Source organism: Microbacterium sp. RURRCA19A, from assembly GCF_900156455.1.
Lineage (GTDB): Bacteria > Actinomycetota > Actinomycetes > Actinomycetales > Microbacteriaceae > Microbacterium.
In genome coordinates this window covers 1,124,784-1,148,341 of sequence record NZ_FTNQ01000001.1, presented here as the reverse complement: position 1 = coordinate 1,148,341, position 23,558 = coordinate 1,124,784, and the positions used below count along the sequence as shown (strand labels likewise).

Annotated in this window: 20 protein-coding genes; 13 read left to right on the top strand and 7 right to left on the bottom strand. The window is 71.8% G+C overall.

Features of this window, described 5'->3' with window-relative positions; translation table 11 throughout:
• The first annotated feature begins 40 nt into the window (after positions 1 to 40).
• The 4 genes from glf to BW982_RS05540 are packed head-to-tail and all read left to right on the top strand — an operon-like array spanning position 41 to position 4,771.
• Positions 41 to 1,177 carry a UDP-galactopyranose mutase gene (gene glf, locus BW982_RS05555; RefSeq protein WP_076491024.1) on the top strand — a complete coding sequence of 379 codons (1,137 nt, stop codon included), beginning with the start codon at positions 41 to 43 and terminating at the stop codon, positions 1,175 to 1,177.
• Positions 1,174 to 3,216 carry an acyltransferase family protein gene (locus tag BW982_RS05550; protein ID WP_076491023.1) on the top strand — a complete coding sequence of 681 codons (2,043 nt, stop codon included), beginning with the start codon at positions 1,174 to 1,176 and terminating at the stop codon, positions 3,214 to 3,216. Before glf ends, BW982_RS05550 begins: the two co-directional genes overlap by 4 nt.
• Positions 3,217 to 3,239: 23 nt before the next feature.
• Entirely contained in the window at positions 3,240 to 4,031 is a 792-nt protein-coding gene (locus BW982_RS05545; protein ID WP_076491022.1) for an ABC transporter permease, read from the top strand.
• Positions 4,031 to 4,771 (top strand): ABC transporter ATP-binding protein, encoded by a 741-nt coding sequence (locus tag BW982_RS05540; RefSeq protein ID WP_076491021.1) that lies wholly within the window; start codon positions 4,031 to 4,033, stop codon positions 4,769 to 4,771. Before BW982_RS05545 ends, BW982_RS05540 begins: the two co-directional genes overlap by 1 nt.
• On the opposite strand, the gene BW982_RS05535 is transcribed toward BW982_RS05540, so the two are convergent.
• The 4 genes from BW982_RS05535 to BW982_RS05520 are packed head-to-tail and all read right to left on the bottom strand — an operon-like array spanning position 4,756 to position 10,411.
• Positions 4,756 to 5,727 carry a glycosyltransferase family 2 protein gene (locus tag BW982_RS05535; protein WP_076491020.1) on the bottom strand — a complete coding sequence of 324 codons (972 nt, stop codon included), beginning with the start codon at positions 5,725 to 5,727 and terminating at the stop codon, positions 4,756 to 4,758. The genes BW982_RS05540 and BW982_RS05535 overlap by 16 nt on opposite strands.
• Positions 5,724 to 7,634 (bottom strand): glycosyltransferase, encoded by a 1,911-nt coding sequence (locus BW982_RS05530; RefSeq protein ID WP_083696519.1) that lies wholly within the window; start codon positions 7,632 to 7,634, stop codon positions 5,724 to 5,726. Before BW982_RS05530 ends, BW982_RS05535 begins: the two co-directional genes overlap by 4 nt.
• Before the next feature lie 48 nt (positions 7,635 to 7,682).
• Positions 7,683 to 9,014, bottom strand: coding sequence for an O-antigen ligase family protein (locus BW982_RS05525; protein ID WP_076491019.1), 1,332 nt, complete (start codon positions 9,012 to 9,014; stop codon positions 7,683 to 7,685).
• Positions 9,011 to 10,411, bottom strand: coding sequence for an O-antigen ligase family protein (locus BW982_RS05520; protein ID WP_076491018.1), 1,401 nt, complete (start codon positions 10,409 to 10,411; stop codon positions 9,011 to 9,013). Before BW982_RS05520 ends, BW982_RS05525 begins: the two co-directional genes overlap by 4 nt.
• Before the next feature lie 63 nt (positions 10,412 to 10,474).
• Here BW982_RS05520 and manA point away from each other — a divergent pair, with 63 nt between their 5' ends.
• The 4 genes from manA to BW982_RS05500 all read left to right on the top strand — a co-directional run bounded on the left by manA (position 10,475) and on the right by BW982_RS05500 (position 16,423).
• Entirely contained in the window at positions 10,475 to 11,635 is a 1,161-nt protein-coding gene (gene manA, locus BW982_RS05515; protein ID WP_076491017.1) for a mannose-6-phosphate isomerase, class I, read from the top strand.
• Positions 11,636 to 11,774: 139 nt separating this feature from the next.
• Positions 11,775 to 12,098 carry a WhiB family transcriptional regulator gene (locus tag BW982_RS05510; protein WP_076491016.1) on the top strand — a complete coding sequence of 108 codons (324 nt, stop codon included), beginning with the start codon at positions 11,775 to 11,777 and terminating at the stop codon, positions 12,096 to 12,098.
• A gap of 93 nt (positions 12,099 to 12,191) precedes the next feature.
• Positions 12,192 to 15,029: a glycosyltransferase gene (locus BW982_RS05505; RefSeq protein WP_076491015.1), complete on the top strand. Its 2,838-nt coding sequence runs from the start codon at positions 12,192 to 12,194 to the stop codon at positions 15,027 to 15,029.
• Positions 15,026 to 16,423: a DUF5719 family protein gene (locus BW982_RS05500; protein ID WP_076491014.1), complete on the top strand. Its 1,398-nt coding sequence runs from the start codon at positions 15,026 to 15,028 to the stop codon at positions 16,421 to 16,423. Before BW982_RS05505 ends, BW982_RS05500 begins: the two co-directional genes overlap by 4 nt.
• A gap of 16 nt (positions 16,424 to 16,439) precedes the next feature.
• On the opposite strand, the gene BW982_RS05495 is transcribed toward BW982_RS05500, so the two are convergent.
• Complete coding sequence (locus BW982_RS05495) at positions 16,440 to 16,871, bottom strand: hypothetical protein (protein ID WP_076491013.1); 432 nt, start codon at positions 16,869 to 16,871, stop codon at positions 16,440 to 16,442.
• 92 nt (positions 16,872 to 16,963) lie between these two features.
• Positions 16,964 to 17,908: an NADP-dependent oxidoreductase gene (locus BW982_RS05490; RefSeq protein WP_175611033.1), complete on the bottom strand. Its 945-nt coding sequence runs from the start codon at positions 17,906 to 17,908 to the stop codon at positions 16,964 to 16,966.
• A gap of 88 nt (positions 17,909 to 17,996) precedes the next feature.
• On the opposite strand from BW982_RS05490, the gene BW982_RS05485 reads away from it, so the two are divergent.
• Both BW982_RS05485 and BW982_RS05480 read left to right on the top strand, forming a co-directional pair.
• Complete coding sequence (locus tag BW982_RS05485; protein WP_076491012.1) at positions 17,997 to 18,509, top strand: MarR family winged helix-turn-helix transcriptional regulator; 513 nt, start codon at positions 17,997 to 17,999, stop codon at positions 18,507 to 18,509.
• Positions 18,510 to 18,520: 11 nt separating this feature from the next.
• Positions 18,521 to 18,727 (top strand): DUF3499 family protein, encoded by a 207-nt coding sequence (locus BW982_RS05480; protein ID WP_022878762.1) that lies wholly within the window; start codon positions 18,521 to 18,523, stop codon positions 18,725 to 18,727.
• Between the two features lie 70 nt (positions 18,728 to 18,797).
• Here BW982_RS05480 and BW982_RS05475 read toward each other — a convergent pair whose 3' ends face one another.
• Positions 18,798 to 19,631: an RDD family protein gene (locus BW982_RS05475; RefSeq protein ID WP_076491011.1), complete on the bottom strand. Its 834-nt coding sequence runs from the start codon at positions 19,629 to 19,631 to the stop codon at positions 18,798 to 18,800.
• Positions 19,632 to 19,647: 16 nt separating this feature from the next.
• On the opposite strand from BW982_RS05475, the gene BW982_RS05470 reads away from it, so the two are divergent.
• The 3 genes from BW982_RS05470 to katG all read left to right on the top strand — a co-directional run bounded on the left by BW982_RS05470 (position 19,648) and on the right by katG (position 23,430).
• Positions 19,648 to 20,643: a stage II sporulation protein M gene (locus BW982_RS05470; RefSeq protein ID WP_076491010.1), complete on the top strand. Its 996-nt coding sequence runs from the start codon at positions 19,648 to 19,650 to the stop codon at positions 20,641 to 20,643.
• A gap of 70 nt (positions 20,644 to 20,713) precedes the next feature.
• Complete coding sequence (locus tag BW982_RS05465; protein WP_076491009.1) at positions 20,714 to 21,175, top strand: Fur family transcriptional regulator; 462 nt, start codon at positions 20,714 to 20,716, stop codon at positions 21,173 to 21,175.
• On the top strand, positions 21,172 to 23,430 hold the full coding sequence (katG, locus tag BW982_RS05460; RefSeq protein ID WP_139327316.1) for a catalase/peroxidase HPI: 2,259 nt from the start codon (positions 21,172 to 21,174) through the stop codon (positions 23,428 to 23,430). Before BW982_RS05465 ends, katG begins: the two co-directional genes overlap by 4 nt.
• The last annotated feature ends 128 nt before the right edge of the window (positions 23,431 to 23,558 follow it).

Below are 23,558 nucleotides of genomic sequence, written 5' to 3'. Positions count from 1 at the left end.
GAGACCCGCGCGTTCGTCGACACGAAAGTCTTCTGCTTCCATGGATCTTCTCATCGTCGGCTCGGGCTTCTTCGGTCTCACGATCGCCGAGCGCGCGGCCGCCTCGGGTCGGAAGGTGACGGTCATCGACCGTCGCCACCACATCGGCGGCAACGCCTACTCCGAAGCCGAGGCCGAGACCGGCATCGAGGTGCACCGCTACGGCGCGCACCTGTTCCACACCTCGAACCCCTCGGTGTGGGAGTACGTCAATCGCTTCACCGACTTCACGTCGTACGTGCACCGTGTCTACACGACCCACAAGAACGTCGTGTTCCCCCTGCCGATCAACCTCGGCACCATCAACCAGTTCTTCCAGGCGGCCTACACGCCCGATCAGGCGCGGGAGCTCGTGCAGGAGCTGGCGGGCGAGTTCGACGCGAAGGATGCGGCGAACCTCGAGGAGCGCGCGATCGGTCTGATCGGCCGCCCCCTGTACGAAGCGTTCATCCGCGACTACACGGCCAAGCAGTGGCAGACGGATCCGCGCAACCTCCCCGCGGAGATCATCTCCCGGCTGCCGGTGCGCTACACCTACGACAACCGCTACTTCAACGACACCTGGGAGGGGCTCCCCGTCGACGGGTACACCGCGTGGCTGGAGCGCATGGCGGACCACCCGAACATCGAGGTGAAGCTGTCGACCGACTACTTCGACGAGACGCAGCCGTTCAACAAGAAGGCCACGGTCGGCCAGGTGCCGGTCGTCTACACCGGTCCCGTCGACCGGTACTTCGACTACGCCGAGGGCGAGCTGGGGTGGCGCACGCTCGACTTCGAGCAGGAAGTGCTGCCCATCGGCGACTTCCAGGGGACGAGCGTCATGAACTACGCCGACGCCGACGTCCCGTACACGCGCATCCACGAGTTCAAGCACTTCCACCCCGAGCGGGCCGACCGGTACCCGACCGACAAGACGGTCGTCGTGCGCGAGTACTCGCGGTTCGCCACGCGCGCCGACGAGCCGTACTACCCGGTGAACACCCCGGACGACCGCGCGGGGCTGCTGACCTACCGTGAGCTGGCCAAGGGGGAGCGCGACGTGTTCTTCGGCGGGCGCCTCGGCACGTATCAGTACCTCGACATGCACATGGCGATCGGCTCGGCCCTGTCCATGTGGAACAACCAGCTGGCGTGAGTCTCGTCGGATCCGCCTCTCCCGCACCCCCGGTCAGCGCCGACGAGCGCGCGCGGGGGCGATGGGAGTACCGGTCCGACATCGACGGGCTCAGGGCCGTCGCCGTCCTCTTGGTGGTCACGTACCACGTGTGGTTCGGGCGGGTGTCCGGCGGGGTCGACGTCTTCCTGATGCTGTCCGCGTTCTTCCTGACGCGCGGATTCGTCCGCCGCATGGACGGCCCCGCCCCGGTCCGTCCGGTGCGGCATCTTCTGGGCGTCTTCCGTCGCCTGCTGCCGGCCGCCGCGGTGACACTCGTCGGGGTTCTCGCCCTGGTGCGGACGCTGTACCCGCCGACCACCTGGGTGTCCGTGTGGGAACAGACGTGGGCGTCCCTGCTGTACGTGCAGAACCGGTTGCTCGCGCTGGACGCCGTGGACTACTACGCCCGCACCGAGGTCGCGAGCCCGCTCCAGCACTTCTGGTCGCTGTCGGTCCAGGGGCAGGCCTTCGTGCTGTGGGTCGCGATCCTGGCCCTGTGCCAGGTCCTCGTGCGCCGTGCGGGGCTCTCGCCCGACCGCGTCGTGACAGCGGCCTTCGGCATCGTGTTCGTGCTGTCGTTCACGTACTCCGTCATCATCACCGCCGCAGACCAGCAGGCGGCCTACTTCGACACCGGCGCACGGCTGTGGGAGTTCGCCGCGGGCTCACTGCTGGTCGTCGCGCTTCCGCACGTCCGTCTGCGCGAGTGGGCGCGGGCCCTCGTGGGGTGGACCGGCGTCGTCGGGCTCCTCGTGCTCGGGCTGGCCGTGGACGTCCGCGGCGGCTTCCCCGGATTCCTCGCCCTGTGGCCGGTCCTCTGCGCGGCCGCCGTGGTCGTCTCGGGATCGGGGGAGCGGCAGGTGGGCCCGGCCCGGATCCTGGCATCCCGCCCCCTCGGCGCGCTCGGGCGCGACGCGTACGCGCTGTATCTCGTGCATTGGCCGCTGTTGATCACCCTGTTCGTGGTGACGGGCCGCACCGACGCGGGCCTGGTCGGCGGGGCGCTGGTGATCGCGGTCTCGCTCGTGCTCGCCCGCGGGCTCACGGTGCTCGTGGACGCCCCCGTCCGTGCGTGGCGCCGCACCGACAGTTCGCCGCTCGTGCCGGTGGCCGTCCTCGTCGTGGCGACGGCGCTCGTGGTCACGCCGCTGGCGGGATGGCAGGTGTCCAGCGCCATCCAGGATCGCGAGCTCGAGGCGAGGGCGCTGCAGGACAACCCCGGTGCCGCGGTGCTGAACGACCCCTCGTTGCCGGAGCCCCCGTCGGACGCGGTGATGCTTCCTCTGCCCACGCAGCTCGAGGACGAGTGGGTCCACCTCGATCAGGAGTGTTCGGGGGCGCGCGCGGTCGACGTAGAGATCCTGCACGGGACGTGCTCGGAGACTCGGGGCACTTCGCGAGCCGACCGGACGATCGTCGTCATCGGCGACTCGCACGCGCAGCAGATGACCGGTGCGCTGCTGCCGATCGCGGCGCAGAACGGGTGGGGCGTCGTGTTCCTCATCAAGGGCGGATGCTCGATGGGGTGGGATGAGGCCGGCATGGATCCGACCTGCCCGGAGTGGCGCGACGCCGCCGTCGCGCACGCGGAGCGCCTGGCGCCGGCCGCGGTGATGACCGTCGTGACACGGTCCGACCCGGGTGAGGACGATGAGGCCCTCCGCCCGGGGGTGGAGCGTTTCGTCGAGCGGATGACGCAAGCCGGGATCGAGGTCTGGGCCGTGCGCGACAACCCGCGGTTCTCCTTCGACATGTTCGGCTGCGTGGTGGCGGCCGACGAAGCCCTGGAGTGCGCGGTTCCGCAATCCAGTTCGCTCGCAGCGGTCGACCCGTCCCGGCGTCTGTCGGGACCGGGGGTGCGTTTCATCGACCTCACCCCGTGGATCTGCCCCGACGGGTTCTGCCCCGGGGTGATCGGCAACGTGGCCGTCTACCGTGACGACAACCATCTGTCCGGGACGTACGCGCGGACGCTCGCCCCGTCCCTGGCCGAGCAGCTGCCCCCCAGCCTCGGCTGAGGGCGGGCGCATAGGATTCTCCGGTGACCCCCGCCGCCGTCGGCGCCCCCGGATCGGTGCGGCGCTCTCTCCACTCGCTGTGGCTGCTGTCGGCGCGCGACCTGCGCGTCCGGTACTCCACGAGTGCGCTGGGGTACCTGTGGTCGGTGCTCGATCCGCTGGTGATGAGCGGCATCTACTGGTTCGTCTTCACGCAGGTGTTCCACCGCTCGGTCGGCGAGGATCCGTACATCGTGTTCCTCATCACGGCGCTCCTGCCGTGGGTGTGGTTCAACTCGGCGGTCACCGACTTCACGAGAGCGTTCAAGAAGGACGCGCGCCTCGTGCGGTCGACGTCCATCCCCCGCAGCATCTGGGTCACGCGCATCGTGCTGAGCAAGGGCATCGAGTTCCTGTTCTCCCTCCCGGTGCTCGTGTTGTTCGCGGTCTTCGGCGGCGCCCAGGTGACGTGGGGACTCCTGCTCTTTCCCATCGCGGTTCTCCTGCAGAGTGTGCTGCTGGTCGGCCTCGGGCTGATCGTGGCGCCGCTGTGCGTGATGTTCGGCGATCTGGAGCGCACGACGCGCCTCGTGCTGCGCGCACTGTTCTACGCCTCGCCGATCATCTACGGCGTCGGGAACCTCCCCGGCGTGTTCGCTGACCTCGCGGCCGTCAACCCGCTCGCGGGCATCATCACGCTCTACCGTGTCGGGTTCTTCCCCGATCAGTGGGATCCGCTGACCGTGATCGTCGGTGCCGCGCTGAGCCTCGGCATCCTGGCCCTCGGTGTGTGGCTGTTCCCGCGTCTGGAACGTCCCGTGCTGAAGGAGCTGTGATGGACCGCCCCGCGATCGAGGTGGACGACCTCGGCGTCCGCTTCCGCCGCAACCGTCGCGGTGGCCGCTCGCTGAAGGACCTCTTCGGGGGCGCGGCCCGACGGACCCGCCCCGACGAGTTCTGGGCGCTGCGCGGGGTGTCGTTCTCGGTGCAGCCAGGTGAGGCGATCGGCGTCGTCGGGCGCAACGGGCAGGGGAAGTCGACCCTGCTGAAACTCGTCGCCGGTGTCCTCCTGCCCGACGAGGGCCGCGTCGACGTCCGCGGGGGCGTCGCGCCCCTGATCGAGATCACCGGGGGATTCGTCGGCGACCTGACGGTCCGCGAGAACGTCCGGCTCACGGCCGGCCTGCACGGGATGCCGCGCGCCGAGGTGTCGCGTCGGTTCGACGACATGATCGCGTTCGCCGAGATCGGCGACTTCGTGGACACCCCGTACAAGCACCTGTCGAACGGGATGAAGGTGCGCCTGGCCTTCTCGGTCGTGTCGCAGCTGGATGAGCCCATCCTGCTCGTGGACGAGGTGCTGGCCGTCGGCGACCGCTCGTTCCGTGAGAAGTGCTACCGCCGCATCGACGAACTCCTCGCGGACGGTCGGACCCTCTTCTTCGTCAGCCACAACGAGAAGGACCTGCGGCGCTTCTGCACGCGCGGGCTCTACCTCGACGGCGGCGTGCTGAAGCTGGATGCCCCGATCGCTGAGGTACTCGACCGCTACAACGCGGACTACGCGACGGGCTGAGCGGGCTCCAGCGGCGGCATCGGACGCCAGGACGCGTCGCGTGAGATCTTCCGGCCTTCGCGCAGCCCACGGAACAAGTGGCTGGTGCCACGCAGCTTCCGCTCGACCACGACCAGTCGGATGAGCTCCTTCACGAACGTCAGCGCGGTGCCGGCGGAGAAGAGGAGCGGACGGTAGACGCCCAGCTCGCGGTAGTACTTCGCGAGGTAGGCCCGGTTGCGCATGATGTAGAACCGGTACGCGTCGCTCGAGGCGTTCATATGCCGGATGCCCATGTCCCACTGCTTGATCTCGCGGGTACGGCGCAGGACGAACTCGTTCACGATCACCGAGTCGGTCACGCGGGAGGCGAGCCACCCGTACAGCTGGTCGTCCCAGTAGATGAAGAAGCGCGGGTCGGGCAGGCCGATCTTCGCCACGACGTCGCGGTGGATGAACATGCCCTCGAAGCATCCGGAGTTCATCGGTTTGAAACCCGACTCGTCGAAGCTCGCGGGCGCGAAGGGGATCGGGATCGCCATCGACTCGGCCACGCGGTACTGCCAGTAGAACTCGCTGCCGTCGTAGTCGTAGCGGCGTCCCTGGATGCTGCGGAACCGCGGCGCCCACGCCCCCATACGGGCGAGGCCGTCGGTGACGACCTCGACGTCGTCGTCCATGAGCCAGATCCACTCGGAACCCAGCTCGTAGGCCACGCGCATGCCTTCGCTGAAGCCGCCGGAGCCGCCGGTGTTCGTTTCGAGCCGGCGGTAGACGAGATCGGTGGGGAGCCGATCGCGGAACGACTCGACCACCTCCGTCGTGTCATCCGTCGACGCGTTGTCGACGATGACGAGGCGCCCCGGTGCCGGCGACATCCGCTCGATGCTCTCGAGCAGGCGCGTCAGCAGCGGGGTGCGATTATAGGTGACGACGACGATGGTCGCGGACGCCGGGTCGAAGGATGCCGTGCTCACGCCTGCTCCTCGAACGTCGCGCGCCACTGGCTCTCGGACACGAGGTCGGGCAGGGCGTCCCGGTACTGGCGAGCGAGCCGCGGCCACTCGCGCTGGAGCCGGCGGTGCAGACGCACGCTGTCGAGCAGCATCCGCCGGAACTGCGCGCGGTCGCGGGTGTAGATGTTCTTGCCCGATCCGTCGGCGGCGCTCACGAGGGCGCTGTCATACAGCGGCACGCGCCACCAGTGCGCGTCGCCCTTGCCGAACTCCACCTCGGGCTGGGCGACGTTCTCGGGGCGCGGGGAGTGGAACCAGTGCGAGATCAAGGTGCGGACGGTGAAGGTGCGCAGCGCGATGCCCGTCGGGCTGTCGAACTCGTTCTTCTTGAGTCGCTTGAAGACCTGCCGGCCGCGGCGGGACCGCAACGGCACCCCGGAATCCTTGTGGATGCGGGTCTCGGGGTGCTTCTGGGCGATCAGGCGCGCCTCGGGCATCGCCCGATCCAACGTCTGGCGCATGTGCGCGGGGCCGGACAGGATGTCGCGCAGCGCCCGGTGACGCAGCTCGACGGGGTAGTACTGCATCATCATCAGGTGCTTCAGGTCGACCCGGCGGCTGTGGCGGATCAGGGTGCCCCCGAGCGGTGACTGCGAGTGCAGCAGCGCCGCGACGATCCGGTTGCGGGCGTGGAAGTAGGCCTGCCAGTCGATCGAATCGTCCTTGCCGACCCACGAGACGTGCCACAGCGCGACGCCGGGCATCGACACCGTCGGGTAGCCGGCATCCCGGGCCCGCACGCAGAACTCCGCGTCGTCCCACTTGATGAACGCCGGGAGCGACAGGCCGATCTCGCGCAGGATGCTGGTGGGGATCAGGCACATCCACCAGCCGTTGTAGTCGGCGTCGAGCCGCATGTGGAGCATCGGCGTCTGGCGGAGGTTCGCGACGCTGAAGTCGTGGGGGAGACGCTCCTGGAACAGTGCACGCCACATGAACGGGGCGTCGTCGACGACCTCGGCCCACGCGTGGAGCTTGGGGCGGTCGAGCAGGTCGAACATGTGGGCGCCGACGATCGTCGGGACCGACGCGTAGCGTCCGAAGACCACCGAGCGGCGGATGGACTCGGGCTCGATGCGCACGTCGTCGTCGAGGAGCTGGACGAAGTCGCTCTCGGGGCGCGCGAGGGTCTCGACCATCGCGCGGGCGAAGCCGCCGGAGCCGCCGAGATTGGGCTGTCGCACGATCTGCAGGGTCTCGCCCAGGCGCTCGGCGACCGCCGGGAACGCGGTCTGGTCGGTCACGAGGTCGGTGCCCTGGTCGATGAGGAACACGCGGTCCACGACATCGAGCACATCGGGGGCGTCCGCGAGGGCGGTCAGCGTCGTGACGCAGTAGTCGGGCTTGTTGTAGGTCGTGATCCCGATGCTGGCCTTGCCCGCCCGCACCGGCTCCTGCTCGGTGGTCCAGTCGGCGCCCTCGAACATCGCGTCCGTGCGGTCGGCGGCGACGTCGAACCAGATCCACCCGCCGTCGCTGTACTGATCGAGCGCGAGGTCGAACGACGTCGCGGCGTCGCCGCGGACCTCGCGGGTCTCGATCCGCTGCTTCGTGCCCGCTCCGTTCGAGCGGTACACCAGGATCGTGGCATCCCCGGACGTGCGAACGGTCAGCCGCACCTCGCGCACGGCGGTCCAGTGCTGCCAGTACGACGCCGGGAACGCGTTGAAGTACGTCCCGAAGGACACGCGGCGACCGGCGACGATGCGGGCGCGGTGGCGATCGAGGATGTTGCTGAGCTGCGCGACGTTGGTGACCCGCACCGGCTCCTCGTCGATCGTGGACCAGGTCTCGGGATCGACATACAGGGGGAGGAGGTCCGGATCGCGGTCGAGCGGGAGCACCGCGTTCTGCAGGGTGTACGTCACGAAGGGATCTTTCGTCGGAGGCGCAGGCCGTCGCGGCCAGCCCGCAGTCTACCCGCCGCTCTCGCGCCCGCCCTGAGTGGACGCCGGGCCGCCGAAGGGCTCGGAGCGACGCTCCAGGCGCTCGCGCCAGGAGCGCGACTGGCCGGCGCGGACCGCGCACAGGACGAGGAGCAGCAGGCCCGGCCCCGACAGCACCGAACTCTCGAACAGGGACACCGTCAGCAGGACCACGAGCGTCAACGGGGCCCAGGTGTGAACGACCGAGCGGCGCTCGCCGGCGACGAGCCAGCTCCGCGCGAGAGCGAGGGCGCAGAGGAAGAGGAAGACCACGAGCCCCACCCACCCGAGCTGCAGGAGGACGTCGAGAGGGGCGTTCAATGCCGAGGCGTGTTGCTGCCCGAGGGCGAAGTTGAGCGTGCTGAAGGGTGCCGCGGCGGGATCCCAGGGGCCGAACCATCCGAATCCCACGACGGGCCGATCGTCGGAGAGTCGGAGGATCCCGCCCCACAGGTCGGTGCGCAGCGTCAGTTCGGCGCGGCCGTCGAGCGCGGCGGCGATCGCGAGGCGCTGCGCCCAGGCGACGGTCGAGAAGACGGCGACCGACAGTCCGAGCCCGACCTGGGCCGCCCGGCGTCGGCGCGGGGGGAGCGCCCGCACGAGGGTGAGCGCCGCAGCCGCGAGCGCCGTCACCACCGCGACGATCAGGACGGTCGGCGAGCCGCTCAGCACGGCCAGCAGCGCGGCGAGGATCACCGAGGCCGCCGAGGTCGCGGGCCGGACGGAGCGGGTGCGCCATTCCACGAGGAACGTCAGCAGGGCGACGACCGTCACGACGCCCAGATCGTTCCGGCTGCCGAAGAGCCCCTGCACGGGACCGAGTCGCGCGATGTCGCCCTGGATGCCGAGGAATGGGATGGGGGTGTCCCACAGGATGCCGCTGAGGATCTCGAGCACCAGGGAAGCCGCCAGCAGCCAGCGCAGGACGTCCCCCAGAGCGCGCACGCTCTGATGCGCGTCGCGCACGTGCCCGACGACGATGCCGAGGAACGAGACGCCGAGAAGGGAAGCCCACCCGGTGCCGCTGCGGAGCGCGTCCGTGCTCCACAGGACGCTCGCGCCGGCCCACACGACGAACAGCACGAGGGTCGTCGGCGCCAGGTGCAGGATCTCGACCTCGCGCCGCCGGGTGACGAGCATCGCCCCGCCGAGGAGACAGAGGCCGGTGAGGATCGTGGCGTACGTGACGTCCCCCGCGGCGCCACGGATCGCCGATCCGCCGAACGTCGCGGCGAACACCGCGAGGGCGAACGCCCGCGCGAGTTCCGCCGAGGCCAGGACGGTCCGCGGGTCCGGCCGCATCGCGGGCGGTGCGTCGCTCACGACCCCGATCTCTGGAACTCGCCGCGCTCGATCGCGATGCTCTGTTCGGCCGGGCCGACCCCCAGCAGGGGCGACTGCTTGATCTTCGACCCGAAGAGCACCACCAGCATCCAGCCCCACAGCAGGAGGGGAGTCGACTCGGTGAGGCCCTGCACCACCAGGAGGGCTCCCACCAGCGTCGGCAGCAGCGTGAGGGGGGAGTACGGTCGGTCGGCGCGCAGGTCCCAGCGCGGGCGGTCCACCGCGAAGAACCACGATCGCCACACATAGGCGAGGAACACCAGGGCCAGCAGCACGACGCCGACCCCGCCGAGCTGGAAGTAGGCGTCGAGCCACATGCTGTGGGCCTGGATCACGGTCTGCCCGTGATCCACGATCCATCCGTCGATGAGCGGCTCAGACGAGATCCAGGGCGTGGAGAACCCCCACCCGAGGAACGGATGCTGATCCGCCCGCGCCAGCACGTCGGCCCAGATCCCCTCACGCCCGGTGAGATCGGCGTCGCGGCCGAGCGCGCCGAACACGCCGTCGCGGCCGAACCACAGTGCGGCTCCGCCGCCGAGTCCCACGATCGCGTACAGCGCGTACCAGCGGGTGCGCTCGCCCGGACGACCCGCCGTGCGCATGACCAGCACCGTTGCGAGCACGAGCACGACGAACGCCGCGGCGATCACGGTGGTGGCGGAGCCGGCCCGGATGAAGAGGAAGGCGGCGACCGCGATCCAGCCCCAGAGCAGTGAGCGGCGCGGGGCCCGCGCGGCGTAGCGGATGGCGAACACGATGATGGCGAGGAGCATCGCCGCGCCCAGCAGGTTGGCGTTGCCGAAGATGCCCTGGATGCGACCCCCGTCGAAGAGGTTGTCGCGGGACCAGTAGACGATGGGATCCATCCGGCCTGCGGGCAACTGGAAGCCGGGCAGGATCGGACCCCGGACGAAGATCGAGACGGCGAGCTCGAACAGCAGCGACAGCCCCACGACCCACTTGGCGGCCGAGGCGACGGCACCCACGACGTCTCGCCAGGTCAGCACGGCGCCGATGAACAGCCCCTGGAAGGTGGTCACTGCCAGCAGCAGCCAGGTGAGCACGGATGCCGCGGGCCAGGCGCTCCACAGGATCGACAGTCCCGCCCACGTGACGTAGCCGAACGCCAGGAACGGCAGACGCCGCACCGCGACCTGAGGGCGGACGACGATCCAGACGACGGCCGACACCAGCGCGGAGGCGACCGCGAGGATTCCCGTGACCGTGGGGCCGACGGCGTTGATCACGCCGACGCCGCCCAGGGCGAGGAACAGCACGAAGACGCACCAGGCGCGGAGGAGGAGGTGCCCGGTGGTCTCCCGCGGGGGAGGGGTCGGCAGCGCCGAGACCGGGTGACTGGTGTACATCGCCATCGTGCCCTCAGGGTACCGCCCGCGCGTACGGGAGCCGAGGGCGTCGCCGCTAGGCTGACGCCCGTGCTGATCGAGATCTCGAACACCCCCCGCGACTACGCCTGGGGCAGCTCCACGCTCATCGCCGGTCTCGAAGGGCGGACGCCGTCGGGCTCCCCGGAGGCCGAAGTGTGGTTCGGGGACCACCCGGGGTCCCCGGCTCTCGTGCACGACGGTTCCGACCGGACGCTGGATGCCTGGCTGGGCGCGCACGCGGACGACGCGGGCGTCCCCGCTCGTCTGCCGTATCTGCTGAAGCTGCTGGCCGCGGGGGGGCCGCTGTCGATCCAGGTGCATCCGTCGAAGGACCAGGCGGCCCGGGGCTTCGCTCGCGAAGAGGCCGCGGGCGTGCCGCGCGACGCCGGCCACCGCAACTACAAGGACGACAATCACAAGCCCGAGGTCATCGTCGCGCTGAGCGACACGTTCACCGCGCTCGCGGGATTGCGCGACATCGAGGCGACGCGTCGCCTGATCGCCGCGCTCGGCACGGGTGAGGCCGTGCGGACCCTCGGGGGGTTGTTGGATGCCGATGACCCGGCCGCAGCTCTCCGGGCGGCGATCGCGTGGGCGCTCGACGAGGCCGACGCCTCAGCGATCGAGCAGATCGTCGCGGCCGCGGCATCCGCCCGGTCCGAGGAGTTCGCGGGCGAGCTCCGTCTGACGCGCACGCTCGAGGCCGCCTACCCCGGTGACCCGGGCATCGTCGTCGCGCTTCTGATGAACCTCGTCGAGCTGCGGCGCGGCGAGGCGATCTTCGTCCCGGCCGGCGTGTTGCACGCCTACGTCGCGGGACTCGGCGTGGAGATCATGGCGGCCAGCGACAACGTGTTGCGGGGCGGTCTGACCCCGAAGCACATCGACGTGCCGGAGCTTCTCGCGCTCGTCGACTTCCGCCCCGCGGCCCCGCCCGTGCTCGCCCCCCGCCGGGGCGAGGCGGGGGTGGAGCTCTTCGCCCCCGGCATCCCGGACTTCTCTCTCGCCCACGTGCTCGGCGACACGTCCGGCACGGTGGCGCTCGCGGGCGTCTCGATCGCGCTCGCGGTGGGGGGAGAGGCCGTCGTCACGGGGGCCTCCGGGGCGAGTGTGACGCTGACCTCGGGACATGCCGCAGTGATCACGCCCGACGAGTCGCCGCTGTCGGTCGAGGGCGGCGAGCTCTTCGTCGCGATGCCCGGGGAGTGACGCGACACGCCGACGGTGCGTCGTGAAGGTTCACCTCGCCCTTGAGGGTTTACGATCCGCGACTTGACCAATCGGAATGACACGGGTGTAATTACTCGTACGCGCCAGCGTCAGGGGATCGAACGAGGGGGAGGACGAGATGGCGACATCGCAGTACCGGTCCGGTGTCCCGGAGAACTGGTTCGTCGACCCGGTCGACCTGGGGGTCCCGGGTGTCCGTCGCGACATCGACGCCCCCGAGGAGAACACCCTCGCGTGGCAGACCGACGCGCTGTGCTCGCAGACCGATCCCGAAGCATTCTTCCCGGAGAAGGGCGGATCGACGCGGGATGCCAAGCGCATCTGCACCTCCTGCGACGTGAAGTCCGAGTGCCTCGAGTACGCCCTGCAGAACGACGAGCGTTTCGGCATCTGGGGCGGTCTCAGCGAACGCGAACGTCGCAAGCTGAAGCGTCGCGCCTGAGCCCCCGCGCCCGCGTCGCGGTTCCTGAGGGATCCGTCGCGAACCGGCGCGGCGTGCGACAACCCGGAGTACCCCGCCTAGGCTGACCACGCCATGCCCGCCCGTGTACACGCCGTCCTCGTGGTCCGCCCCGAAGGTCGCATCCCCGCAGCCCCCCACCTCACGCGTACCCTCGAAGCGCTGGCCGCTCAGACGCGCCCCGTGGACGCGCTCACGATCGTGCTGTGCGGGAACGACCCCGCCCTGACCCGCATCGCCGCCGCCTCCGGCGCGGAGGGCGTCATCACGGCCTCCGCGGGAACGACCTTCGCCGCCGCGACCGCCCTCGCGACACCGCGGTTGACGGGGGATGCGGTCTGGCTCCTCGCTCAGGACACCGCCCCCGACCCCGATGCGCTCCTCCGGCTCGCCGGTGCGCTCGAACTCTCGTCCTCGCTCGCGGTGGCGGCGCCCAAGCTCGTCGCCTGGGACGACCCGGCCGAGATCGTCTCGCTCGGGGTCAGCATGACGCGGTACGGCCGCACGGTCGAGCTCGCCGCCGGCGAACTGGACCAGGGCCAGCGCGACGGCGACGCGGACGTGCTGGGGGCGGACGTGCGCGGAATGCTCGTGCACCGGGAGTCGTGGCGCGCGCTCGGCGGGCTCGACCCCGCGCTCGGGGGCGCCGACGAGGGACTCGACCTCGCCGTGCGTGCCCGGCTCGCCGCCGACCGCGTGTCGCTCGTCCCCGCGGCGCGCGTCGCGGTCGCCGGAGACGGGGTCGCCGCCATGGCGCGCGGGCGCAAGCGCGCGCGGCGCCGGGCGTTCGCCGAGCGCACCGCCCAGCTGCACCGCCGTCTGGCGTACGCCCCCGCTCCCGCCGTCGTGCTGCACTGGCTCTCGTTCCTGCCGCTCGCGCTGTGGCGCAGCGTCGTCCACCTGGTGGGCAAGGTCCCGCACAAGGTCCTCCCCGAGTGGGGTGCGACGCTCCTGGTGATGGCGCGGATGGCCGCGGTCGCCCGCGCGCGGCGCCGCATCCGGACCGCCCGCACGGTGGGATGGTCCCGCATCGCCCCCCTCCGCGTCTCGCGGTCGGAGATGCGGCTGCGATGGGACGGCGACGCCGCCGAGAGCGACGCCCCGGTGCGGTCGGAGCTGCGCTTCTTCGTCGGCGGCGGCGCGTGGGTGGTCCTCGGCGCGCTGGCGGTCTCCGCACTGCTCTTCGCCCCTCTGCTCGCGTGGCCCGTCCTCGGTGGCGAGGGGTTGGCGCCGCTGCGCGCGACCGTCGCGGGGCTCTGGCAGGACGCCGCGTGGGGCGCACGCCCGCTCGGCCTCGACGTCGTGGGTCCCGCCGACCCGTTCTCCGCGCTGCTCGCCCTCATCGGCTCGTTGTCCCCCGCGGAGCCTTCCCGCGCGCTCGTCGTGCTGTGGATCCTCGCCCTCCCGCTCGCGGTACTGGGCGGGTGGTTCGCGGCGACGCGCGTCACCGAATCGTCGCTGCTGCGCATCACCGCGGCGATCGCCTGGGCACTCGCGCCCGCCTTCCTCGCCGCCCTGGTCGAAGGGCGCCCGGCAGCGCTCCTGCTCCACCTGCTGCTGCCGTGGCTCTTCTTCGCCGCGAGCGTGGCCCACCGGTCGTGGGCGCCCGCCGGGGCGGCATCCATTCTTCTCGTGGCCGTCCTCGCGTGCGCCCCGTCCCTCGCCCCGGCGGTCGCGGTGCTGTGGTCGGCCGCGCTCGTGGTCGTCGCGCTGGTCGCACCCCGGGGCATCGCCCGGGTGGTGTGGCTCGTGGTGCCGTCGATCGTGGTGTTCGCGCCGCTCGTCTGGACGCAGGTGCGGCTCGGCAACCCGTGGGGGCTGCTCGCCGACCCGGGCGTCCCGTTCGCGGGGGACGAGGCCACCGCCGACCCACTCGGTCGTCTGCTGCTCGCGGCCGGGTTCCCCACCTCCGACCCGGGAGGATGGACGGCCCTCACCGGAGGTCCGGTGTGGTGGATCGTCCTGCTCGCCGCGCCGCTCGCGGTCCTGGCACTGCTGGCGGCGCTCACGCCGCGGTGGCTGACCGCCGCCGGGTTGCTCCTCATCGCCGCGACGGGCCTGGCCACGGCGTTCGCGGCCGTCGGTGTCGCCGTGTCGTTCGATCACGCGACGCCCATCCCGCTCTGGCCCGGCTCGGGGCTGAGCCTGGCCTGGCTCGGGGTGGTCGGGGCGGCCGTCGTCGCGCTGGACGCCGGGGTCCCCTCGCGGATCCGCGTGCTCCGCCCCATCGGCGCCCTGCTGACCCTCGCCGCGTTGACCGTCGCCGTTGCACCGTCGCTGACCGCGATGACGTCCGACACGCCGCGCGCCGTACTCACCAACGGCCCCGTATCGACCCTCCCCGCCTTCGTCGCCGCGGAGGGACGGGGCTCGACGTCCGTGGGGACGATCGTGCTGGACCCCCGCGCGGACGGCCTGCGCGTCGACGTCGTCTGGGGAGGCAGCGCCACGCTCGGCGGGCAGAGCACCCTGGATGCCACGCGCACCGAGGCGCGCCCCGCCGATCAGGAGTTGGCCTCCCTCGCCGCCGACCTCGTCACGCCCTCCTCGGAGGATGCGGTGGGCGCCCTGGCGGCGCGCGGCATCGGTTTCGTCCTACTCCAACCCGGGCCGGGAGGGGAGGACGACGTGATCCGCGGAGCCCGCCTCACGGCGGCGACATCGCTCGACCAGCGCGACTCCCTCGACGCCGTGGGAGCCACGGCGCGCGGCGACCTCTGGCGCGTCACCTCCGGCGTCCAGCCCCGCGCCGCGCTCGACGGCACCCAGGCCCGACTGCAGCAGCTCGTCGCGGCAGGGTGGATCGGCGTGCTCGTCGTCGCCGCGCTTCTCGCCGTCCCGACCGTCGCGTCGCGTCGCGTCGCGCGCCGCACCCCGCGCACCGTCGGCTTCGTCCGGGGAGGTACCCGATGAGCGATCGTCGCCTGGTTCGTGCGGCCACCACCGGTGCCCGCGTCATCGTGGGGGGCGCCGTCGCCGCGGCGGTCGTGGTCGGGACGATCGCCGGGATCGCCGCGCCGTGGCCGAGTCTCGTCGCCGATCCGGTCCGCGTGGAGGTCACGCCCGCTCCGTCGGACACCGTCCTCGCGTGCGACGGCCCAGTGTTCGCGCTCGGGCGCACGGCCGAGTCGGCCGGCGCGGTCAGCGTCGCCGCCCCGCAGGCCACCGTGTCGGGTCCGAACACCTCCGGGGCGGAGACCTCCGCCCTCTCGGGAGCGACCGCGGACGGATCGGGGGATGCCACGGTGTTCCGTGCTCCGCCGCGCGACCGCACCGCGACGGCGTACGCCGCAGCGGGGTCGGCGACGGTCGCGTCGCCCGACCTGATCGGCTTCAGCGCTTCGGCCTGCCGGCCGCCGCTCGCGGAGTCGTGGCTCGTCGCCGGGGCCAGCACGACCGGCGCGAACGACCTCGTGGTCCTCGGCAACCCGGGCGACGTCGCCGCCACCGTGCAGCTGACCGTGTACGGCGCGCAGGGCGTATCCGCCCCGGCATCCGGTGCGGGGATCGTCGTTCCCGCCGGCGGTCAGCGCGTGATCCCCCTCGCGGGCCTCCTGCTGGGCGAGGAGAGCCCGGTGGTCCGCGTCGTCGCCACGGGGGCGCCGGTGCGGGCGTCCCTGCAGGCGAGCCTCACGCGTGTGCTGCTCCCCGGGGGGAGTGATCAGGCCGCCCCGCTCGCCCAGGCGTCCACGTCGCTCGTGATCCCCGGCGTCCAGGTCGTGACGGCGTCGGCCGGGGATGCCGGGACGGTGCTGCGACTGCTCGCGCCCGGATCCGCCACGTCGGCGACCGTGACGATCACGCCGGTGGGCAGCAGCACGCCCGCGGAGAATCCGCGCACCCTCGACCTCCCCGCCGGGACCCCCACGTCCCTCGACCTCTCGAGCCTCGCACCCGGCGCGTACACCGTCTCGATCGACGCCGCCCAGCCGGTCGTCGGGGGCGTGTGGTCGACGACCGGTTTCGGGGCAGGCGCCGACTTCGCCTGGTACGCCCCCGCGCCGAGCTTCGGATCATCCGGTCTCGTGGCGGTCGCGCCGGGGGCGGGCGCTGCGCTCGTCGTGGCGACGGATGCCGCGGGAGGACCCGCCTCGGTCACCCTGACGCCCCCAGGCGGCGGCGCCCCGGTGACCGTGACGGTTCCGGCGGGAGGATCCGCGACAGTGCCGGTGGGCGCGGGGGTCTACGAGCTCAGCCCGGACCGTCCGGTCCACGCCGCGGTGTCCTACGCGGCACCGGGTGCGCTCGCCGGGTACCCGCTGTGGCCGGCCGACGCGGCCGCGGGGGCCCTGACGGTCCTGCCCTGACCCGCACCCGCCGGGCTCAGAAGAAGCGGAAGCGCTCGGGCCCGAGGTCCCACGGATCGCGATCGAGATACTCGGCGGCCGCGCGGAACACGGCGCCCTCGATCATCATGCGGCGGTGCAGATCGTCGTCGATGTGGGGATGTCCGAGACGCTCGATCGGCACCCGGTAGAGGATGATGCGTTTCTGCTCGCGCAGCACCTGCCATCGCGGGATCGCGCCGGCGGCGGCGGGCGGCATGATGCCGATCTCGAAGGACACGTCGCGCAGGTCGCTCCACGCGGAGCGCAGGAATTCGGCGGCCGTGCTCACGGCGATGTCGAAGCGCTCGATGCGGGTGTCCAGCGGAGGCAGCGGCGGCCGGACGACGGGGCTGCGGTTCTCTCGACCGTGACGGCCGTGGCGCGAGGGGCGCGCGACCGGCGGGGCCTCACGGGTTCGACGACGCATGCCGCCATCCTACGTTCGCGCGCGCCGGGCTCGCGCGGCGATCGCGCAAGGTCGGCGAGCGGCACCGGAGTGCGCGCCCGCCGACGCGCGCGTCATCGGGGAGTGTCCTCGGCGAGGACGACCACCTTGCCCGCCACACGTCCTTCGCTCGCCTCGGCGTGGAGGGCGGGCAGCGCGTCGAGCGGGATCCGCCGGTCGACGTCCACGACGAGATCGCCGGCATCCACCAGCCCGACGATCTCGGCGAGCCGCTCCCGATCCGCGCGGACGAACACCGTGGCCGCGCGCACACCGCGCGTGTCGTCGCCCGGTGTGGGCATGAACGCCGTCGTGCTGACGACGGTGCCCCCGTCGCGGACGAGCGACACGAGACGCGCGAAGTCGTCCGGATCGATCGGGGCGAGGTTCAGCAGCACGTCGACCGGCGCGCCGACGGCGTCGAGGAGGGAATGTGCCGTGTGGTCGACGATCTCGTCGGCTCCGGCGGCACGCACCGCGGCGAGACTGCGGGGGCTCGCGGTCGCGACGACATGGACCCCTGCCCGGCGCGCGAGGCGGACGGCGTGCCCGCCGACGGCCCCGCCGGCGCCGACGACGAGCAGACGCTGACCGGCCTGCAGCGCGCCGTCGTCGAACAGAGCCTGCCAGGCGGTGAGCGCTACGGAGGGCAGGGCTGCGGCATCGGCGAGGGGGACGGTGCGCGGTGCGGGGACGACGGAGTCGGCCGGCGCGATGACGTACTCGGCGGCGCCGCCGTCGGCTCCCATCGGAAGGAACCCCACGACGGGCTGTCCGAGGTCGAGACCCTCGACGTCGGCTCCGAGCGCGTCGACGACGCCCGCGACGTCGTAGCCGGGGATGTGGGGGAGCGCGACGGGGATCGGGAGGAACCCGGCGCGCATGCCGTTGTCGGCCGCGTTGAACGCCGATGCGGCGACGCGGAGCCGCACCTGTCCCCGCCCGGGCGTCGGGGTCTCGACGTCCTCGATGCGGAGCACCTCGGGTCCGCCGACCTCGTGGAACCGTACTGCCTTCATGCTGATCTCCTCGGATATGCGCTTCGAATTCGAAGCAATATCGAGACCGTAACACTGCTTCGAAGTCGAAGCAAGATAGGATCGGAGGATGACCGACACCCCCGCCGCCCTCGCTCCTCGGCAGCTCGAGGCGTACTTCGCGTTCATGGAGGTCGGCAGCCTGTTGCGCCATGCCGTGGAGAAACAGCTGAAAGAGGCCGGCGACGTCGGCTACGTGCAGTTCCAGCTGCTCGCCCGCCTCGGCGACACCCCCGGCGGAGCGCTGCGGATGACGGACCTCGCCGACGGCGTCGTCTACAGCCGGAGCGGCCTGACCTACCAGGCGCAGTTGCTCGAGCAGCGCGGCCTGGTGGTCCGCGCGCCCTCGCCCGAGGACGAGCGCGGCGTCGTGGTGACCCTCACCGATGAGGGGAGGGCGACGTTGGCCGCGGTGTTCCCGGGCCACATCGAGGCGGTGCGGCGATTGCTGTTCGCCGCCCTCGACGAGGCCGACGTCGACGCCCTCGCCGACATCCTCGGACGGGCGGCGGCCCGTCTGCGTTCCGATCCGCCGCGCTCGGCCGCGGCGCGGCGTCGCCGGCCCGGACGGACGTCGGCCTAGGCTGACCCGCGATGCGCGACAGACTCTGTTCGAAGGTGGGATGCGCCCGCGAGGCGATGAGCACCCTCACCTACGACTACGGCGACCAGATGGCCGCCCTCGGACCCCTCGGCCGTGCGGGCGACCCGCACGCCCACGACCTGTGCGCGCTGCACGCCGACCGCCTGTCGGTCCCGCGCGGATGGGTCGTCGTGCGGCACGAGACCCTGCGCGCCTGACTCGGCCGGGAGGCGCGAGTCACCACGTTTCGTCGCCTGATCCCGACGCGAGGCGACGAATCCCGGCGACTCACGCGCGTTCGGTGAGGGATGCCGCGCGCTCGTTCTCGAGCACCAGCGCGCGGTACTCGCGCTCGCGGCGCACCGCGGCCGCCGCCCGCACGAACGTCTCCGGATCGGCGGCGGGGATCGGCGCGACGTAGGGCGTCACCGCTTCGGCGAGGCCCGCCGCGACGCGTGCCCGCGCGGTCGGCTCGAGGGCCTCCGCGCCGCGGACGAACTGCGCCATGCGCGCGGCGAGGCGGTCGGGCAGGCGCGAGACGTCGGCGACCGCGGCCCAGCCCTCCATCCCCGGCGGCACGCCGGGCGCCGCCGCGGGCAGTGGACGGGCACGGGTGCGTTCGCACGCCGTCCCCGCCAACAGGTCGCCCAGGCGCTGGGCGCGCGGGGTGAACATCCCGACGATCGCGGCGATGCCGCCGAGCGTGAACCACAGCTCCAGCACGCCCACGAGCGCGCGGATGAACGCCTGCCGGAACCCGGCCGCCCCGCCGTCGACGCGCACGACCCGACCGCCGACCGCCCAGCGGCCGAGGCTGCGCCCGCGCGAGAGGGTCTCGACGGCCGTCGGGACCACGACCATCACGACGACGAGGAGGGTGATCAGTCCGATGCGGAAGGCGGAGTCCGGGATCGTGCCCCCCGCCACGAGCACGGCGAGGAACAGCGAGCCCCCGATCAGCAGGGCGATCCCCGCGACCATGTCGATGAGGCATCCCACCGCCCGGAGGAAGAAGCCGAGCGGCTGAACATCCAGCGCGACGGCCTCTCCGGTGAGCGTCTCGTCGGCGTCGAGGTGCGCGCGCGAGATTCGGGTCGCGGGGAGGGGCGCGGGGGAGGCCATGCGTACAGTTGACCACATGGACCTCGACGCCCTCACGGCGGCCCGTCGGCAGGAATGGGCGCGGCTCGACGAGCTGGGGCGCACGCGGCGGCTGAGCGGCCCGGAGGTCGACGAGCTCGTCACCCGTTATCGCGCGGCCTCGGCGGACCTCGCCGACATCAAGACCTCCGCCGGACGGACGCCCCAGGGTGACCACGTGTCGATCCTCCTCGCCCGCACCCGGCTGCGGCTCACCGGGGTCCGCGAGAACGTGCTCCGCCAGGCGCCCCGGTTCTTCCTGCAGCAGCTGCCCGCCGCGCTGTACCGCGTCCGGTGGACGACGCTGGCCGTCGCGGTGGCCTTCGTCGTGGTGGCGACGCTCGTCGCGGTGTGGATCTCGTCGGATCCCCGCGCCGTCGCGGCTCTCGGCGCGCGCAGCGAGCTGCAGAACTACGCCGATGAGCAGTTCGTGCAGTACTACCGCGAGAACCCGAACGCGATCTTCGCCGGAACGGTGTGGACGAACAACGCGTGGATCGCGGCGCAGTGCGTCCTGTTCGGCGTCACGGGCTTCTGGCCGCTGATGGTCCTGATGCAGAACGCCGTCGGCGTGGGCTCCTCGGCGGCCATCATGGTCGCCTTCGACCGCGCCGACGTGTTCTTCCAGTTCATCCTCCCGCACGGCCTGCTCGAGCTCACGGCGATCTTCGTCGCCGGCGCGGCCGGGCTCCACATCTTCTGGGCGTGGGTCGCGCCGGGCCGCCGGACGCGATCCGCGGCCCTCGCGGCGGAGGGGCGATCGCTCGCGACGGTCGCGGTGGGCCTCGTGTTCGCGCTCGGGCTCTCGGGCCTGGTGGAGGGCTTCGTGACGCCCTCGACGCTGCCGTGGCAGGTGAAGATCGCGATCGGCGCGGCGGCCCTCGGCCTCTTCCTCGCGTACATGCTCGTGTGGGGGCGCCGGGCGTTCCGCTCGGGCGAGACCGGTGACGTCACCGAGTACGAGGCCGGCACTCCGACGTTGACGTCGGGCTGAGGCATCCGCGATTCCGGACGTTTCCCGGCGCGTCATTTTTGATTCACTCAAAAATACGTAGGGTGGAACCATGCTCGACGATCGGACGGATGCCACCGCGGACGCGCTCCTGCGCGGCGCGGGACTGCGGGTCACCGCGACCCGTGTGGCGGTGCTGGGAGCGCTGCGCTCCGGACCGCACGCCACCGCCGACGACGTCTTCGACGCCATCCGGGGGACGCTCCCGGGCACCAGCATGCAGTCGGTGTACAACGCCCTCGGCGACCTCGCCGACGCGGGGTTGGCTCGCCGCATCGAGCCGGCCGGGCACCCCGGCATGTTCGAGCTGCGGGTCGGGGACAACCACCACCACGTCGTGTGCACCGGCTGCGGCCGGGTGGACGACGTGGACTGCGTCGTGGGCGAGGCCCCCTGCCTGCACGTGCCCGAGGGCAGCGGTTTCCTCATCGAGACCGCCGAGGTGACGTTCTGGGGCGTCTGCCCCGATTGTCGAGCGACGTCCGAAGCCGAAAAACCGAGAGGATCCCGATGAGCGACGCTCTGAACGGGTGCCCCGTCTTCCACGATGGTGCCGCCCCCGACGACAACCGACTGCCGGTGGGCGAAGCACCCGCCGACAGCGAGCCGGCCGGCGCCCTGCCCCACCCGACCCGCGGGTCGGCCAACCGCGTGTGGTGGCCCGACAGCCTGAACGTGAAGATCCTCGCGAAGAACAACGAGAAGCGCGACCCGCTCGGCGGCGACTTCGACTACCGCGCCGCGTTCGAGGCCCTCGACCTGGATGCCGTGAAGAAGGACATCCAGGAGGCGCTCACGACCTCCCAGGACTGGTGGCCCGCCGACTTCGGCCACTACGGCCCCCTCATCATCCGCATGGCGTGGCACAGCGCGGGCACGTACCGCGTGACCGACGGCCGCGGCGGCGCGGGCGCGGGCATGCAGCGGTTCGCGCCGCTGAACAGCTGGCCCGACAACGTCAACCTCGACAAGGCCCGCCGTCTGCTGTGGCCCATCAAGAAGAAGTACGGTCAGTCGATCTCGTGGGCCGACCTCATGATCCTCGCCGGCAACGTGGCGCTGGAGGACATGGGCTTCCCGACGTTCGGCTTCGCCGGCGGGCGCGCCGACGTGTGGGAGCCCGACGACGACGTGTACTGGGGCCCCGAGACCACCTGGCTCGGCGACGAACGCTACACCGGCACGCGCGATCTCGAGAAGCCGCTCGCGGCCGTGCAGATGGGCCTCATCTACGTCAACCCCGAGGGTCCCAACGGCACCCCCGACCCGCAGCTGTCGGCCCACGACATCCGCGAGACGTTCGGCCGCATGGCCATGAACGACGAGGAGACGGTCGCGCTGATCGCGGGTGGACACACCTTCGGCAAGACCCACGGGGCCGCGTCCGACAGCCACGTGGGTCCCAACCCCGAGGCCGGCGACATCGAGGACCAGGGCTTCGGCTGGAAGAGCGACTTCGGCTCCGGCAAGGGCGACGACACGATCTCGAGCGGCCTCGAGGTGACGTGGACCTACCACCCCACCCGCTGGGACAACGAGTTCTTCCACATCCTGTTCGCCTACGAGTGGGAGCTGTTCCAGAGCCCGGCCGGCGCCCACCAGTGGCGTCCGAAGAACGGCGCCGGCGCCGACATGGTTCCGCTCGCCCACTCCGAGGGGCGCCGCGAGCCGCGCATGCTGACGAGCGACCTCGCCCTCCGCGTCGACCCGGCGTACGAGAAGATCTCGCGCCGCTTCGCCGAAGACCCCGCGGCCTTCCAGGATGCCTTCGCCCGCGCGTGGTTCAAGCTGACCCACCGCGACATGGGCCCGCGTGCCCGGTACCTGGGCCCCGAGGTGCCCGCCGAGGTGCTCGACTGGCAGGACCCCGTGCCCGCCGTCGACCACCCGCTCATCGACGCGGCCGACGCCGCGGCGCTGAAGCAGCAGATCCTCGACAGCGGACTCTCGGTGCCGCAGCTCGTGACCACGACGTGGGCCGCGGCGTCGACCTTCCGCGGCAGCGACAAGCGCGGCGGTGTCAACGGCGCGCGGATCCGCCTCGAGCCGCAGAAGAGCTGGACGGTCAACAACCCCGAGCAGCTGGCATCCGTGCTCTCGGTCCTCGAGAACATCAAGGCCGAGTTCGACGCGCAGGCGGCGGACGGCAAGAAGGTCTCGATCGCCGACCTCATCGTGCTGGCCGGCAACGCCGGTGTCGAGCAGGCCGCCCGCGCGGGCGGTGTCGAGGTCGAGGTGCCCTTCACCCCGGGCCGCACCGACGCGACGCAGGAGCAGACCGACGTCGACTCGTTCCGCTGGCTCGAGCCGATCGCCGACGGCTTCCGCAACTACGCCTCGCGCGAGTCGCGGCTGCCGGCCGAGTACCTGCTGCTCGACAAGGCCAACCTGCTCACGCTCACGGCGCCCGAGACGACGGTGCTCGTCGGGGGCCTCCGCGCGATCGGGGCGAACTGGGACGGCTCGGACTGGGGTGTGTTCACCGCGACTCCGGGCGCGCTCACCAACGACGTGTTCGTGAACCTGCTCGATCTCGGCACGACGTGGAAGCCGCTGGACGCCGGCAAGCACGCGTTCGAGGGCACCAAGGACGGATCGGGCGAGAAGGTCGGCATCGGCACCCGTGTCGACCTGGTGTTCGGCTCGAACTCGGAGCTCCGCGCGCTCGCCGAGGTCTACGCCTCGGACGACGCGAAGGTGAAGTTCGTGCACGACTTCGTCGCCGCATGGCGCAAGGTGACCGAGCTGGACCGGTTCGACCTGGTCTGAGCCCCGGCATCCCGAAGGCCCGTCCCCCGTGGGGCGGGCCTTCTGCCGTGTTCGGCGCCGTGCCGGAGGCGGTGCCGCGGGGGGTCGGTCCCGCGGGGGGGGTCGGCGCCGCGGGGGGTCCGTGCCGC

Excerpts from the sequence above, each read along its gene's own strand:
- glf (WP_076491024.1), top strand. The coding sequence starts at position 41 with ATGGATCTTCTCATCGTCGGCTCGGGCTTCTTCGGTCTCACGATCGCC.
- BW982_RS05540 (WP_076491021.1), top strand. The coding sequence starts at position 4,031 with ATGGACCGCCCCGCGATCGAGGTGGACGACCTCGGCGTCCGCTTCCGC.
- BW982_RS05520 (WP_076491018.1), bottom strand. The coding sequence starts at position 10,411 with ATGGCGATGTACACCAGTCACCCGGTCTCGGCGCTGCCGACCCCTCCC.
- BW982_RS05510 (WP_076491016.1), top strand. The coding sequence starts at position 11,775 with ATGGCGACATCGCAGTACCGGTCCGGTGTCCCGGAGAACTGGTTCGTC.
- BW982_RS05505 (WP_076491015.1), top strand. The coding sequence starts at position 12,192 with ATGCCCGCCCGTGTACACGCCGTCCTCGTGGTCCGCCCCGAAGGTCGC.
- BW982_RS05500 (WP_076491014.1), top strand. The coding sequence starts at position 15,026 with ATGAGCGATCGTCGCCTGGTTCGTGCGGCCACCACCGGTGCCCGCGTC.
- BW982_RS05495 (WP_076491013.1), bottom strand. The coding sequence starts at position 16,871 with ATGCGTCGTCGAACCCGTGAGGCCCCGCCGGTCGCGCGCCCCTCGCGC.
- BW982_RS05490 (WP_175611033.1), bottom strand. The coding sequence starts at position 17,908 with ATGAAGGCAGTACGGTTCCACGAGGTCGGCGGACCCGAGGTGCTCCGC.
- BW982_RS05485 (WP_076491012.1), top strand. The coding sequence starts at position 17,997 with ATGACCGACACCCCCGCCGCCCTCGCTCCTCGGCAGCTCGAGGCGTAC.
- BW982_RS05480 (WP_022878762.1), top strand. The coding sequence starts at position 18,521 with ATGCGCGACAGACTCTGTTCGAAGGTGGGATGCGCCCGCGAGGCGATG.
- BW982_RS05475 (WP_076491011.1), bottom strand. The coding sequence starts at position 19,631 with ATGGCCTCCCCCGCGCCCCTCCCCGCGACCCGAATCTCGCGCGCGCAC.
- BW982_RS05470 (WP_076491010.1), top strand. The coding sequence starts at position 19,648 with ATGGACCTCGACGCCCTCACGGCGGCCCGTCGGCAGGAATGGGCGCGG.
- BW982_RS05465 (WP_076491009.1), top strand. The coding sequence starts at position 20,714 with ATGCTCGACGATCGGACGGATGCCACCGCGGACGCGCTCCTGCGCGGC.
- katG (WP_139327316.1), top strand. The coding sequence starts at position 21,172 with ATGAGCGACGCTCTGAACGGGTGCCCCGTCTTCCACGATGGTGCCGCC.